Annotated in this window: 13 protein-coding genes; 1 reads left to right on the top strand and 12 read right to left on the bottom strand. The window is 65.1% G+C overall.

The genetic code is table 11. From position 1 onward, the window contains the following. The 12 genes from CCR87_RS07920 to CCR87_RS07870 all read right to left on the bottom strand — a co-directional run. Positions 1–226, bottom strand: a 226-nt coding sequence (locus CCR87_RS07920) for a transposase (protein WP_201157001.1), incomplete at its 3' end; no start/stop codon positions are given. Positions 227–463: 237 nt separating this feature from the next. Next, positions 464–1,771 carry an HlyD family type I secretion periplasmic adaptor subunit gene (locus tag CCR87_RS07915; protein WP_201157000.1) on the bottom strand — a complete coding sequence of 436 codons (1,308 nt, stop codon included), beginning with the start codon at positions 1,769–1,771 and terminating at the stop codon, positions 464–466. Between the two features lie 10 nt (positions 1,772–1,781). Then, complete coding sequence (locus tag CCR87_RS07910) at positions 1,782–3,953, bottom strand: type I secretion system permease/ATPase (RefSeq protein WP_338048893.1); 2,172 nt, start codon at positions 3,951–3,953, stop codon at positions 1,782–1,784. A gap of 141 nt (positions 3,954–4,094) precedes the next feature. After that, complete coding sequence (locus CCR87_RS07905; RefSeq protein ID WP_201156998.1) at positions 4,095–5,375, bottom strand: TolC family protein; 1,281 nt, start codon at positions 5,373–5,375, stop codon at positions 4,095–4,097. 77 nt (positions 5,376–5,452) lie between these two features. Beyond that, the gene (locus CCR87_RS07900) at positions 5,453–5,677 is read right to left on the bottom strand and encodes a DUF6447 family protein (RefSeq protein WP_201156997.1); all 225 of its coding nucleotides are present in this window, start codon (positions 5,675–5,677) and stop codon (positions 5,453–5,455) included. A gap of 12 nt (positions 5,678–5,689) precedes the next feature. Beyond that, positions 5,690–5,917 (bottom strand): hypothetical protein, encoded by a 228-nt coding sequence (locus CCR87_RS07895; protein WP_201156996.1) that lies wholly within the window; start codon positions 5,915–5,917, stop codon positions 5,690–5,692. An 11-nt stretch (positions 5,918–5,928) separates the two neighbouring features. Next, positions 5,929–6,123, bottom strand: a complete 195-nt coding sequence (locus CCR87_RS07890; protein WP_201156995.1) for a hypothetical protein — start codon at positions 6,121–6,123, stop codon at positions 5,929–5,931. 127 nt (positions 6,124–6,250) lie between these two features. Further along, the gene (locus tag CCR87_RS07885; RefSeq protein ID WP_201156994.1) at positions 6,251–8,491 is read right to left on the bottom strand and encodes a hypothetical protein; all 2,241 of its coding nucleotides are present in this window, start codon (positions 8,489–8,491) and stop codon (positions 6,251–6,253) included. Between the two features lie 154 nt (positions 8,492–8,645). Beyond that, on the bottom strand, positions 8,646–9,098 hold the full coding sequence (locus CCR87_RS07880) for a hypothetical protein (protein WP_201156993.1): 453 nt from the start codon (positions 9,096–9,098) through the stop codon (positions 8,646–8,648). Between the two features lie 429 nt (positions 9,099–9,527). Then, entirely contained in the window at positions 9,528–9,839 is a 312-nt protein-coding gene (locus CCR87_RS07875) for a hypothetical protein (protein WP_207186591.1), read from the bottom strand. A gap of 153 nt (positions 9,840–9,992) precedes the next feature. Then, a complete protein-coding gene (locus CCR87_RS17515; protein ID WP_274609761.1) occupies positions 9,993–10,124 on the bottom strand; it encodes a hypothetical protein in 132 nt (43 codons plus the stop codon). A gap of 358 nt (positions 10,125–10,482) precedes the next feature. Continuing rightward, positions 10,483–11,130, bottom strand: a complete 648-nt coding sequence (locus CCR87_RS07870) for an AAA family ATPase (protein ID WP_242511916.1) — start codon at positions 11,128–11,130, stop codon at positions 10,483–10,485. Positions 11,131–11,410: 280 nt separating this feature from the next. On the opposite strand from CCR87_RS07870, the gene CCR87_RS07865 reads away from it, so the two are divergent. Continuing rightward, positions 11,411–11,776 (top strand): DUF4893 domain-containing protein, encoded by a 366-nt coding sequence (locus CCR87_RS07865; protein ID WP_201156992.1) that lies wholly within the window; start codon positions 11,411–11,413, stop codon positions 11,774–11,776. Positions 11,777–11,862: the final 86 nt, after the last annotated feature.

The following is an 11,862-nucleotide window of genomic DNA, read 5'->3' as shown; positions in this document are numbered from 1 at the left end:
TCCGGGCGAACACCCCCATCTCGCCCCACCGCTTCCAGCGGTTGTAGAGGGTCTTGTGCGGCCCGTAGTCCTTCGGCGCGTCGCACCAGCGCAAGCCATTGCGGTTGATGAAGATTATCCCGCTCAGCACACGTCGGTCATCGACCCGCGGCTTACCATGACTCTTGGGAAAGAACGGTCGTAGCCGCGCCATCTGCGCGTCCGTCAGCCAGAACAGATTACTCATCATGCCCCCCATTGATCGAGGGCCGTGAATCACGCCAGCCGGCGAGCCACAAGCAGATCAATGGGTCCTGAGCCTAGGGCAATAAGCCACTTGGTTAAAATATGTGGTGGTCGCGAAGAGCTATTTTAGGTCTCCTAATCCCCCCTTATTCACCGGATGGGGCTCGGAGGCCGTAGTTGGGGCCTTATCCGGGCTATGCCGGATAGAAGCGCATTTCACTTCCGAACCGGCCCGGCTTCAGTCTCGGAGGGCCAGCTCCTGAATGCGGGCCACCGGTTGCCAGATGTACTCCAGTACGCTGCGCTTTCCCGACAACACATCGACGGTTGCTGTCATTCCCGGGATGTAGGTGACGACCTCCCCGGTTTCGAGCACAAGCTCACCCTCGATTGCGACATCGACGATGTAGTGGCTTGTTCCGCTGCCGGGTTCATCTTCGACCGCGTCTGGACTGATGCGTATCACCCGCCCGTCTACGGTGCCGTACTTCGCGGAATCGTAGGCCGACAGGCGGATTCGCACGCCGTCATCCAGGCGGATACGGGAGATATCACGCGGCAGGATGCGAGCCTCGATAATCAATGCCTCTCCGGTGGGCACGAGTTCCAGCATCACGTCGCCTGTATTGACGAACCCCCCTGGCGTGCGAAAATTCAACCGGCTGACGATCCCGTCCATCGGGGCCCGGATGACGGTTCGGCTGACACGCTCCTCGAGACGCGGAAGGGCCTCGCGCAACTCGCTCTGTTCGGTAACGACGGCGTTCAGCTCATCCATGGCGCGCAAACGATAACCGACCCTTGCATTCTCGATCTCGTTTTCCAGCTCCTGAATGCCGGAGCGCGCCTGGTCAATCGAGACCATCGCCCGATCACGCTCACCCGTACTCTGCTCCAACTGGCGCTGCAGTTCAAGAAGTCGCGTTGCAGGCGCGATATTGTCGCGCACAAGAGGCTCCACCACGGCAATCTCCTGTTTAAGAAAGCCTGCGGTTCGTTCGGCGGTTCCCACCGTGGTCTCAGCCGATCGGAGGTCCTGGCGGCGCTGCTGCAACCGCTGCTCCAGTACGTCCAGTTGGCCGGAAAGCTCTGATATCCGGGCAGCATGCAGGCTCTGCTCTGTCAGGGCAACCAGCGGCGAACGTGCATTGAGGTCTGCCGGAATAACGAAGTCTTCTCCGCTGATCTCGGAGCGGAGGCGGGCCTCGCGAATGTCCAGACCAGCCAAGCGTTGGGCAAGGGTGTTGAACTCGCTGTTCGCGTCCACCGGGTCGATCTCGAACAGTACCTCGCCGGCAGTGACCGCACTGTTTTCTGAAACGAAGCGGCGCAGGATCACACCGCCCTCCGCAGATTGGACCATCTGGTTCTGTATTGATGAGACGATGCGTCCCTCTCCGCGCGTGACATTGTCCAACTCGGCCCAGTTTGCCCACAGCAACGCCAGCACGAGCATCGCGATTATCGTGATCAGAATTGCAGAGCCAGCGAGACCTTCGCGGCCTGCCATTTCACGCGAGAGCGCCTTGAAGTCCGTCGTCGCCATTACGCTTTCCTCATGACCTTGCCGGCGATCTGAACTTGTCGGGGGTGGTGTCGGCCACGATCACACCCCTGTCGAGCACCAGCACACGGTCAGCGAGCTTCAGCAGGGAGTTGCGGTGTGTCACCATCACCAGCGTCCGGTCTGCCGCCCAGACCTTCAGCCGGTCGATCACAGCCAGTTCAGTCGCGGTGTCCATGGCGCTTGTCGGCTCGTCCAGAACCAGAAGGCCGGGATCATGCAGCAGGGCACGGGCAAGGTTGATCGACTGGCGCTGGCCTCCGGACAGTCCTTCTCCGCGTTCCTGGAGTTCCATGTCATAGCCCTGAGGGTGCCCGGCCACGAAATCATCCACACCCGAGATCCGGGCGATATTCAACAGATGAGCATCGTCATACTCGTAGAACCCCATCTGAAGGTTTTCTTTGACTGTTCCGGAGAACAGCCATGTTTCCTGCAACATCACGCCGATGTTCCGGCGGACGTCCGACCTGTCGATTTGCCGCAGGTCGACGCCGTCAATCAGTATCGCGCCTTCGTTCGGTTCAATCAGCCCAGCGATCAGCCGCGCCAGCGTGGACTTTCCCGACCCCATGCGTCCGACGACGGCCACTTTCTGCCCGTGCGGAATCTTGAGCGTCACGTCGCGAAGGATTGGGCTGTTTGCCCCGGGGAAGGTGTAGCTCACGTCCTTGAATTCGACTTGACCGGCAAGATGCGGGCGGCTCAGCCGAGGGCGTTGATCTTCTTCCTCTGCTTCCTGCGGGTTCATCACCTTGGACAATGACCGATACGCCTCCCTTGCCCCGTTTGCCCGCGACATCGCCGAGGCCAGCTGCGACAGCGGGGCAAGAGTGCGCCCGCCCAGAATGACAGCGGCAATCATCGCCCCCATCGTGATCGTGCCATCCTGGATCAGGAACACCCCGTAAAAGATCGTGCCGATCTGCGCGAGCTGCTGGATGGATGCTGCGGAGTTGATGGCAAACTGCGACAGCATGCGGCTCCTGAGGCCGAGGTTGGATTGTGCATCGGCAGCTTCCTCGAAGCGCCTGCGCATCAAACGGCCCGATCCGGTCGCCTGTACGGTCTCCAGACCATTGAGTGTTTCCACCAGAACACTTTGCTTGGACATGTTGCTTTTCATCGAGCCCTCGGTGATCCGTGCAAGAAACGGCTGGATCACCAACCCCGCCAGGATGACCAAGGGGACCGCGACGAGTGGGATCAGCGCAAGTGGCCCTGCGATGAGCGAGATCACCCAGATGAAAAGGAAAATGAAGGGTAGGTCGACCACGGCGACGAGCGTGGCCGAGGTGAAGAACTCGCGCAGGGTATCGAACTCTCGCACGATACTTGCCAGTGCGCCTGATTTCTGACGCCGGCTGTCCAGCTTCATGCCCAGTATCCGGTCGAAGATCAGCCGCGACATGCGCGAGTCCGCCCGTTTGCCGGCCCGGTCCACGAACTGTGCCCGCAGCGTCTTGATCACGAAATCAAAGCTGAGCGCAATCAGGACCCCTATCGTCAATGCGATCAGGGATTCGATTGCCTCATTCGGGACCACCCGATCATAGACGACCATGATGAACAGCGCTGTCGAGAGCCCCAGGAAGTTCGTCACCGCCGCTGCAACAAGAACCTGGCCATACAGCCACTTTCCTTGCAACAGCGATCCCCAGAACCAGTCGTTCGGCGCGCGTCGCGTCGCCGCCATGTGAACTTTGCGCGCCAGGATGAAGTAGGGTTCTACATAGTTAGCCAGATCGCCCTTGTCGATGTGCCGCTCGATGAGATCGCCATCCGGTTCGAAACTGCGAAGATGCGTCGTCCCTGTTTCATCGATCCTATGAATGACCACGGCCTCGCCCGTGCGTCGGAAGCCGATCGCAGGACAGTGGCCGGGACGCAGTCTGCTTGTGGCCATTTCACCATAACTCGCCTCGAAACCGACGTGCCGGAGCGCCGAGATCGCAGACCTGGGATCAAATTGATCGCTGGTAAGGTCCGGCAGATCGCGGATCGCCCCGATGGAGAATGCCAGCCCAGAGCGTGCCAGGATGTGCTGCACGGCGTGCAGAAGCGTTGCCTCGGCCGCCGCCGCGCCGGGCGCGGTCGGGTGGTCATCGGGCCTGCCATTGCCGTCTTCCGCGTCGCCTGGGGCCGACGGGGGATGCGGGATCACCCGCTGCGGGGCGGACGCAGCACCCGCTGCGGGCCTCGAGCGCGGCTCCAGTGCCCCGCCCCTGACGCTCGGAGTTTCATCTGCAGCTGTTCGAGCCATGGTCGTCGGACATCCCTTGAAAGGCCGGTAATGCGGTCCGGCTCACTCCTGCAGCGCGATCAGCGCGCGGAGTTCTCCGGTGCGTGCTGCGACCGTCAGCAGCAGGCTCTGGCGTTCCGCCGCGAGGACCACGCGCTGGTCCTCGGCGCGATAGGCTTCGATCTCCGCCTCGACGACCTGCCGGACCGATGATTGCCCCGTCAGGATCTGGGACTGCGCCGTCTCGGCTTCGGACCGGCTCAACTCGATCTTGCGCACCACCAACGGAAGCGACCGCTCTATGGAGGCAAGTTGCGTATCCGCGCCCTCCAGCTCTGCCATGAGTTCCCTTTGCAGGTCTTCCAGCCGCGCTTCCTGTGCCGTGACGCGTTCGCGGGCGGCGTTGAGTTGCCGTGCCCGCCGCCCGCCATCGCTGAAGCTGTAGTCCAGCATCAACCCGACCGTGAGGTCGGTGGATTCCTCACGCTCGAGCGGTGTTCTGATCCCGGCCTGCAACCGTGCCCGCGGTTGGAACGCGGCATTGGCCTCGACCAACGCGGCCTGCGCCGCCAGAAGCTGTGCCGCCTCGCGCTGCAGGTCCGGCGCCCTTTGCCAGTTGCGGGTCATACGGCGCGCCTCGTCCACGCTGAGGATGGCTGCGGGCTGGCCAACTTCGGATGGCCGCGCGTTGAAGAATCGGGCAAATCGACTCCGGGCTTCGTCGAGACCGGCTTCGAGGCGCGTTTCCTCCAGTGAAATGTCGACGATCTGCCGGCGTGCCGCATCCAGCGACGCCCGGTCCACCATTCCCGTGGACGACAGGCGTTCGATCTGTGTCAGCAGCATGTCCATATCCGACGTCCGCCCGCGCAGAAGCCGCAGCCGTTCGGAGTACTGCCACAGGTCGATCCAGGCGCGCCCGGCGTTCAGCGCCACCTCGTTGCCCGCCGCCAGGCGATCGGCGATGGCCGCCACGGCCTCGGCGGTGGCGCGGTTGACCGCGGCTTCCGTTCCTCCCGCATCGTACACCAGTTGCGACACCGTCAGCCCGCCGGCGATCCCGGCATTGGACGTGCTCGGCCCCCGGCCCCCGGTTTCGCGGATGGCACCGATGTTGGCATCGCCCGACAAGGCAGGGCGCAGGGCGCTTGCCGCCACGCCGATCCGCTCTGCGGCCTCCCGCTCGCGCGCGGCGGCAGAGCGGTAGCGCGCATTCGCCGCCACCGCCGCACGCAGCGCGGGCGCAAACCCTTCCGACAGCGGCACCGTGGCGTCCTGGGGCTGCGGCGCCACATCTTGTGCCAGACGCGCGTCCACCGCCGCGCGCATGTCGGCGATCTCCACCGGTGCCCCGGCGCAGCCCGCCAGCAGTATCCCCACGACCGAGGGCGCCACAACCTTCCGCAGGCCGAAGTCCCGCATCATGGCTGCGCGTCGGGCGACGCCGCGTCCGTTTGCCCGGCCTTCGCCAGCTCGGCGCGCAGCGCGCGCAAGTAGCCTTCGCGGGCGGTTTTGTAGATGGCGACCTCGGTGTTCAGCTTGCGCATCTGCGACTCGAGGAACTGCAGGCTCGCCAGCTGCGCCTTGCCGTTCTCCGTCAGATCCTCGGTGTTGTAGTCGATACCGCCCACGGTAATTCTTGGCATGCCGTCTGTCCTTCAATCGTAAAGCAAGGAGGCGATGTCGATGCCGGTCGTCGCATGCAGCACCTCGGCTTGCAGCGCCTCGACATGGACGTTCCACGCCATCGTCAGCGCCGCGCGCTGCCGCCGCCGCAGGGCCAGACCCGCGTCCACCTGCTCCAGCCGCAGCAGCGTGGCGCGCGCGATGGGCGACAGCTGCGTCACGTCCACATTCCGGCCGTCGATGCTCAGCGTGTCGGCCATGCCGTCCCCCCTCATCGCGCCGGCCGCTGTTCGCGCGCGATCGCCGCGAGGTAGGCCAGCCGGGCGGTGTCCGCGATGGCCCATTCGTTCAGCAACTGGCGGATCTGCGCATCGACGAATGTGATGGACTCGGCCAGCTCTCGCGCCCGGCTGGTCGCCTCCGTCAGGTCGACCAGCCGCCCGTCGATCTCGAATTGTGTCTGCATCTGACCTCCGCGCTCGGAAACGGCCCCCTCGGATCTGAGGGGGCCGTCCACAGGGCCCCGCCGCACGCCGGCGGCGAGGGATGGGGCACCGGCGGGCCCGTACGGGACCCGCCGATGCCGGAGGGCCTCAGGCCACCTCGGGCTGGGTGGCGTACAGGATCCCGCTGTCGAGGATTTCGGTCCCCAGATCCGCCGCCGAGAAGTCCGTCAGCGTAACCTTCACCAGCCCCTCGGTCGCGGCCTCGCCACGGTCGTTGCCGGCTTCGGCGTCCGTCTCGATGTACAGGATCAGGTCGTCCCCATCCTCTTCCCAGAACACCTCCAGCGCGGTGCTGTCGCCGACATTGGCGGTGATGTCCTGCTCCAGCTCCGCCAGGCTGACGAGGGTGTAGCCCTCGCCGATGAACAGGCTGTCCACGCCTTCCTTGCCGAAGTCGGCGATGGTGAAGGCTTGGCCCTCCGCAGCGCCGGTGACGATGAAGATGTCGTCTTCGGCCGTCCCGGGCAGCGTCCCACCGGGCGCGCCGAGTTCCGTGACCTCGCCGAACTCGTCCCGGGCCTCCTTCGCGTCGGTAACGGCTTCGTCGAGCGCGCCCAGGTCCTCTTTGAGGGCCGTCGCGCCTTCCCAGGCCGCGATGGCGTCTTCGAGGCTCTCCTGGGCCGCGATGGCGCCCTCTTCGCCGTCGAGGTTGCCTTGCGCCTCGTTGAGTGCTGCGCGCGCGGCCTCACCGTCGGCATAGACGGTCGCTTCGGCCACGTCGCCATCCAACGCGCTGAGCTTCCCTTCGGCGGTCTCCCGGCTGATTTTTGCCTGCTCTACGGCTTCGTACGCTTCCACCGTTGCAGCACCGGCCTCGCGCAGCTCTTCGATCCGGACCAGTTTGGCATCGAAGTCCGGCCCGTCGACCACCTTTCCGTCGACGATCTTGAAAAGGTCGAGGGTACCGAGCGCCTCTTCGTCGCCAATCAGGATGCTGACCACGCCGTCGTCGTCGACCTCGAAAGATTTACCATCTTCATTCTTTCGAAGCACAAGATCATTGCGCGCCGCGAAGTCCTGGAGGACGAAATCCCGCTCGGCAGCGGCCGCGTCGCTGGCTTTTTCTGCTGCCACTTCAGCCTCTTTGGCCGAGTTGACGGCCGCGATGGCCGGCAGCAGTCCGTCGATCTCGCCAAGCTCGGCCGTCAGATCGTCCAGCGCCTTCTGGGCGTCGTCGACGGCCTTCTGCGCCGCTTCACGCCCGTCCGCGATCAGGCCCGCCTTCACGTTGTCCGAGGCGCCCCCAAAATCAGCCGCCACGTCAACCACGCCAAGCCCGAAGAGTTCGTCCCCAAGCGTGTCCGCGGTCGTGCCTTCAGCGACGTCGACGGCCTCGCCAATCTCTTCCAGCGTCGGCTCATCACCTTCCAGCTCGGCCTTGACCGCGTCGTTGTCCTCCGCGTCCTTCAGGAACGCGGCCCGGGCGGCCTCTGCGGCGTCCACCTCTCCGATCGCCGCGGCCAGATCGCGCAGCTCGGTCAGGACCGGATCGGTGCTGATTTCGATGCTGGCGTTGGCCTCCGCCACGGCGGCGACGACGGCTGCGTCGGCCCCCTCGGCGGCCACGACCACGGGCACCAGCCCTTCGGACAACTCCACCGCGCCCTCGGCGATGGCGGCGGCCACGGCGGCGGCCTCGGCGGCGGTGGCGGCGATGACGGTCACGGCCCCGGCCCCGATGACCGACTCCAGCGCCAGGAACTGCGCCGCCGTCATCACGACGCCCGAGTTGACCTCGACCACCGTCACACCGCCCAGATCGGCGGCGCTGACGTCCACGGTGCCGCTGCGCACCTCCAGCGTGTCGAACCCGACGATGGTGGAGCCTTCGGCCAGCACCACCGTGTCGGCGGCATCGGCAAAGTCGAACACCAGTGTGCCCAGCCCCGAAGCGGTCAGCAGGACCTCGATGCTGTCGGCCTCACCTTCGGTCACGTCGGCCACGGTCACGACGGCGCCGCCGTCCTCGGCCTGCGCGATCGCCTCCACGTCCGAGGTGACGGTGAATTCGCCGGTCGCGTTGTCGAAGGACACGGTCACGGTCGGCGCGGCCGGCGCGCCGGGCTCGGTCGGCGTCTCGGGCTCGGTCGGCGTCTCGGGCTCGGTCGGCGTCTCGGGCTCGGTCGGCTCGGGCTGTACCGGCGTGGTGGGGCTGCTGCTGGACCCGCCACAGGCCGCCAGCGTCACGGCCATCAGCGTCAGGCCCGCGCCCTTGGCAGCCCGGCGGGTGCCCTTGGCCTCCCAGAGCTTCATCATCTGGGCGACGGCGCGGTCCCGGGCCTGCGTGTCGCGGCCTGCGCCGTCGAGCACGGCGTCCTCGTGGATCATATCTTTCGGCATGTGTCTGCTGTCCTTCCTTCGATTTCCTGTGGCGTCTTGCCCGAGCGCGCCGCGACACGGCCAACGCCCCGCCGGGTTGCCCCGACACGCCGGGCCGAGGGGATCGGCCCGCCGCTGTTCGCCGTGCCGGCCAAAGCCGCCGTCACGTCGAAACCCCGTTTGCGACCCTGGTATCGCCGGCAGCGGCGCGACCCGACGGCCGTGCATCGCCGTTCGGCGTCGGCTGCGCGACCTCCGAGGGGGCGCCCCAGTGGCGCCCCAGGGCCTCCATCAACTCCTGCGCAAAGGCCTCCGAGACCCGCAGCGTGACCTCGCTGCGCTTGCGCCCCGGACCGGCGACCAGCAGGCCGGCCTCGCGCAGCAGGGCGATCCGCTTGAGCGCGCCCGAATGGGAACAGAACGGAGTTTGCACCGCCGAGGCCGCGCTGCTCACCGTCATCCCCTTGTCGTTGTTCATCAGGCTTGTCAGGACAATCTCCATCGCCCCGAGATTGGATGCCACCAGAACAAGATTTCGAGACGCCCCGAGGGTGCGCACCCAGTCAAGCTCGTGCTGCAAAACGTATTTGTTTTGTGCCGTCATATGACCGGACATTCTCCATACGCAAAACGAATGCGCAACCGCTGGCCGGAGCTATGACACAATTCGCCGCCGGGCAGAAACACCCAAAAATGCCGATAAAAAGGGGCGGTTAAAAAGAGAGGTTGTGAAGCCCAAAAGTAGTGGAGCGCGCGAAAAGGACGCGCGCTCCCGGAAAATGCATCGATGTTGACCGCTGGATCCCGAATCTGGAATCAGATTTCCCAAAATGGACCGGACATTTCCATATGTATCTTGGCCCCGAAGTTCGACACTTGCGGGTGGGAATTGGTCTTCCCCCGGGTAGGCGGTCTGATATTTTTCAATGAGGTGGTGGCCCGGCAGTGACGACTTCGGCGTGATCGTGTTGTAACACGGTTTCCTCAAGGTATTCCTGCATCTTGAGCTCTGGGGTGCACATTGTTCGTCCAATGTACACGCGCATCATGACATCGGGCGGCCGGAGCTACCTGCAACTCGTCGAGGGCCATCGCGACTCGCAGGGAAAGCTCCGCCTCGTTCAGCGACGCGTTCGTCATTGGTCTCGAACCAGTGGCGACACAATGGCTCACCTATCACCGCCGCGAGCTTGTCCTCGGAGGTCCAGCCCTCCGGACCGGCATTGGTGTCGGGCAGGAACTGCCCTTTCGCCCGCGCCTCCGCCCGCCACTTGGAAAGCGTCGCCACGCTGATCCCTTCCTCCTTGGCCAGTCGGCCAAGGGGCATGTTGTTCGGCGGCAGCATCTTCGCCAGCACCGCCGCCTTCCGTTCCAGTGAGCAAGCCAATCCGTCGTCCTGTCCCACCCGCCTCAGAATACACTTCCACTATCAGAGCGCGCGACAACTTCCCTGACTGAGGGGGGAGGGCGCGATGCTGGCCACGGTGCCGGCCCAGCGCAGCGTCTCGGGTCAGTGGACATGGCCGCCCAGCACCCGCTGCACCTGCGGGTAGCGGACGATCACCGTGGCCAGCGCCTCGGCGCCTTGGCAGGCGATGGCGTCCGTGTGGCCGATGCCGGTGGCGCAGGGCGGGTGGTGCATGAACACCACCGTGGGCCGCTCCGGCGCCTCGGCCAGCCGCGCCTCGAGCCAGTCGCAACCGGCGGCGTCGATCCGGGCCGAGCCGTCCGTCCGGGTCTCGTCCAGCGTATCGAGACCGATCAGCCGGACCCTCGGAAGGCACCGATCACCTGATCCAAAGGGCCCTCCCTGTCCGGCAGAAAGTCATCGCCCGCAATTGCCGTGGCGGTCGTGGTTGCCCGGGACGACGACGAGCGGGATCTGCGGCGGGGCCAGGGCGCAGCTCTCCACGGTCCAGGCTTGGCACCGCGCCAGACATCCATCGGCAGTCATCCAGCTCCAGAACGGAACGCGCGAGGATCCTCCGGGCGCATCGTGCCTATTCGTCCTCGCGCCGTGCCTTGCGCTCTTGAAGTCTGTGCCGGATGAACCCCCGGGGGTCCTGACAAAATGCGCGGTAGAGCTTGAAGTGACGGGTTTGCTCCAACTCGATCTCGGCGAGACCCAGGCGGGTCACCTGAAGAAGGCGGGCACCCGGAACCGCCATGAGGATGGGAGAATGGGTCGCGAGGATGACCTGCGCCGATGCGTTCTGCTGTATGTCGGCAAGAAATTCCACAAGGTCCATTTGCCGGGCTGGCGACAACGCGCTTTCCGGCTCGTCCATCAGATAGAGCCCCTGTGACCGGCAGCGCTCGGCAAACACGCGCAGGAAGCCCTCGCCGTGGGAATGGGACAGGAAGTCCGGCCCTCCGCCGGGCAGATCATCGAGATAGCGGGCAACAGCCCAGAAGGTTTCAGCGCGGAAGAACCAGCCGGCGGTCACCTTGGGCAGCCAGGCCGCGCGCAAATGCTCCACCAGTTCCGTTCCCGCCGTGTCGATCGCGCGCGAATGGTCGATGGGCCGATAGCCCTGGCCGCCACCGGTCTCGTCATAACCCGCAATGCCGGCGATCGCTTCGATCAAGGTGGACTTGCCGGTGCCATTCTCGCCCAGGATGATGGTCACCGGCGTCGTGAACTCCATGTACCAGCTCGGGTCACGCAGGAACGGCAGGGAGAAAGGGTACTCTTCTGGGCGTCTGTCTGCCGGTCGGGCCCAGCTAATGCGCCTGAGATAGGGCGCGCGAAGGGTGGTCTTCGGTTTTCGGTGCCGGCCCATGCCGGGCTCCTTCTGCATGATGATCCACGTGCGCGGCCCGTCCGAATTGCACGGGACGGCATCCGGGCCGATCCGACAACCCTTGTTCTCGCCACCTCGGCGCGGCACATTGCAGGCACCAAAGACGGTGGAGCATGAGAGGCGGATGAGCAAACCTGTCCCTGCCGCAGCCTTCGCCATTGCGCTTGCATCCTGGACGATGGCTGCGCCCGCCTCTGCGGACGGCGCGATTGTCGGTCTGATGTCGGAACGGGACGTTGAGGTCCTGGCGCAGTTCGACACGCGCCGCGCGGCCGCGATCGCGACGGCCACCGGCGTATCCGACACGGCCGCAGTGGCAACGCTCGCCGAGGCTCTGTCGGGCGAGGCCTTGCCGTTCGATACCGACCACGACCCGAGCGGGGACTGGCGTTGCCGATTCCTGAAGCTTGGAGGCGACCCGGTGCTAACCGTCCATGACTGGTTTTCCTGTAAGCGCCACGCCGACCCCCTCCTCCCGCTGGTGATCTGACCAAGCCATTCTCTGCGCTCATGAGCGTTGGAGGTTTGGGCTTGGAAAGAGACGGCAAGGTGGGCGTCCATTTGGACGGCTCGTGG

The organism is Rhodobaculum claviforme (assembly GCF_016653255.1).
GTDB classification, from domain to species: domain Bacteria; phylum Pseudomonadota; class Alphaproteobacteria; order Rhodobacterales; family Rhodobacteraceae; genus Rhodobaculum; species Rhodobaculum claviforme.
Note: the sequence above shows the minus strand (reverse complement) of the source record. Positions and strands in the feature narration are given on the sequence as shown.

What these genes read in the sequence shown, in the direction of transcription:
- CCR87_RS07915 (WP_201157000.1), bottom strand. Translation starts at nt 1,771, where the DNA reads ATGGCGACGACGGACTTCAAGGCGCTCTCGCGTGAAATGGCAGGCCGC.
- CCR87_RS07900 (WP_201156997.1), bottom strand. Translation starts at nt 5,677, where the DNA reads ATGCCAAGAATTACCGTGGGCGGTATCGACTACAACACCGAGGATCTG.
- CCR87_RS07895 (WP_201156996.1), bottom strand. Translation starts at nt 5,917, where the DNA reads ATGGCCGACACGCTGAGCATCGACGGCCGGAATGTGGACGTGACGCAG.
- CCR87_RS07890 (WP_201156995.1), bottom strand. Translation starts at nt 6,123, where the DNA reads ATGCAGACACAATTCGAGATCGACGGGCGGCTGGTCGACCTGACGGAG.
- CCR87_RS07885 (WP_201156994.1), bottom strand. Translation starts at nt 8,491, where the DNA reads ATGATCCACGAGGACGCCGTGCTCGACGGCGCAGGCCGCGACACGCAG.
- CCR87_RS07880 (WP_201156993.1), bottom strand. Translation starts at nt 9,098, where the DNA reads ATGTCCGGTCATATGACGGCACAAAACAAATACGTTTTGCAGCACGAG.
- CCR87_RS17515 (WP_274609761.1), bottom strand. Translation starts at nt 10,124, where the DNA reads ATGCACCACCCGCCCTGCGCCACCGGCATCGGCCACACGGACGCCATC.
- CCR87_RS07870 (WP_242511916.1), bottom strand. Translation starts at nt 11,130, where the DNA reads ATGGAGTTCACGACGCCGGTGACCATCATCCTGGGCGAGAATGGCACC.
- CCR87_RS07865 (WP_201156992.1), top strand. Translation starts at nt 11,411, where the DNA reads ATGAGCAAACCTGTCCCTGCCGCAGCCTTCGCCATTGCGCTTGCATCC.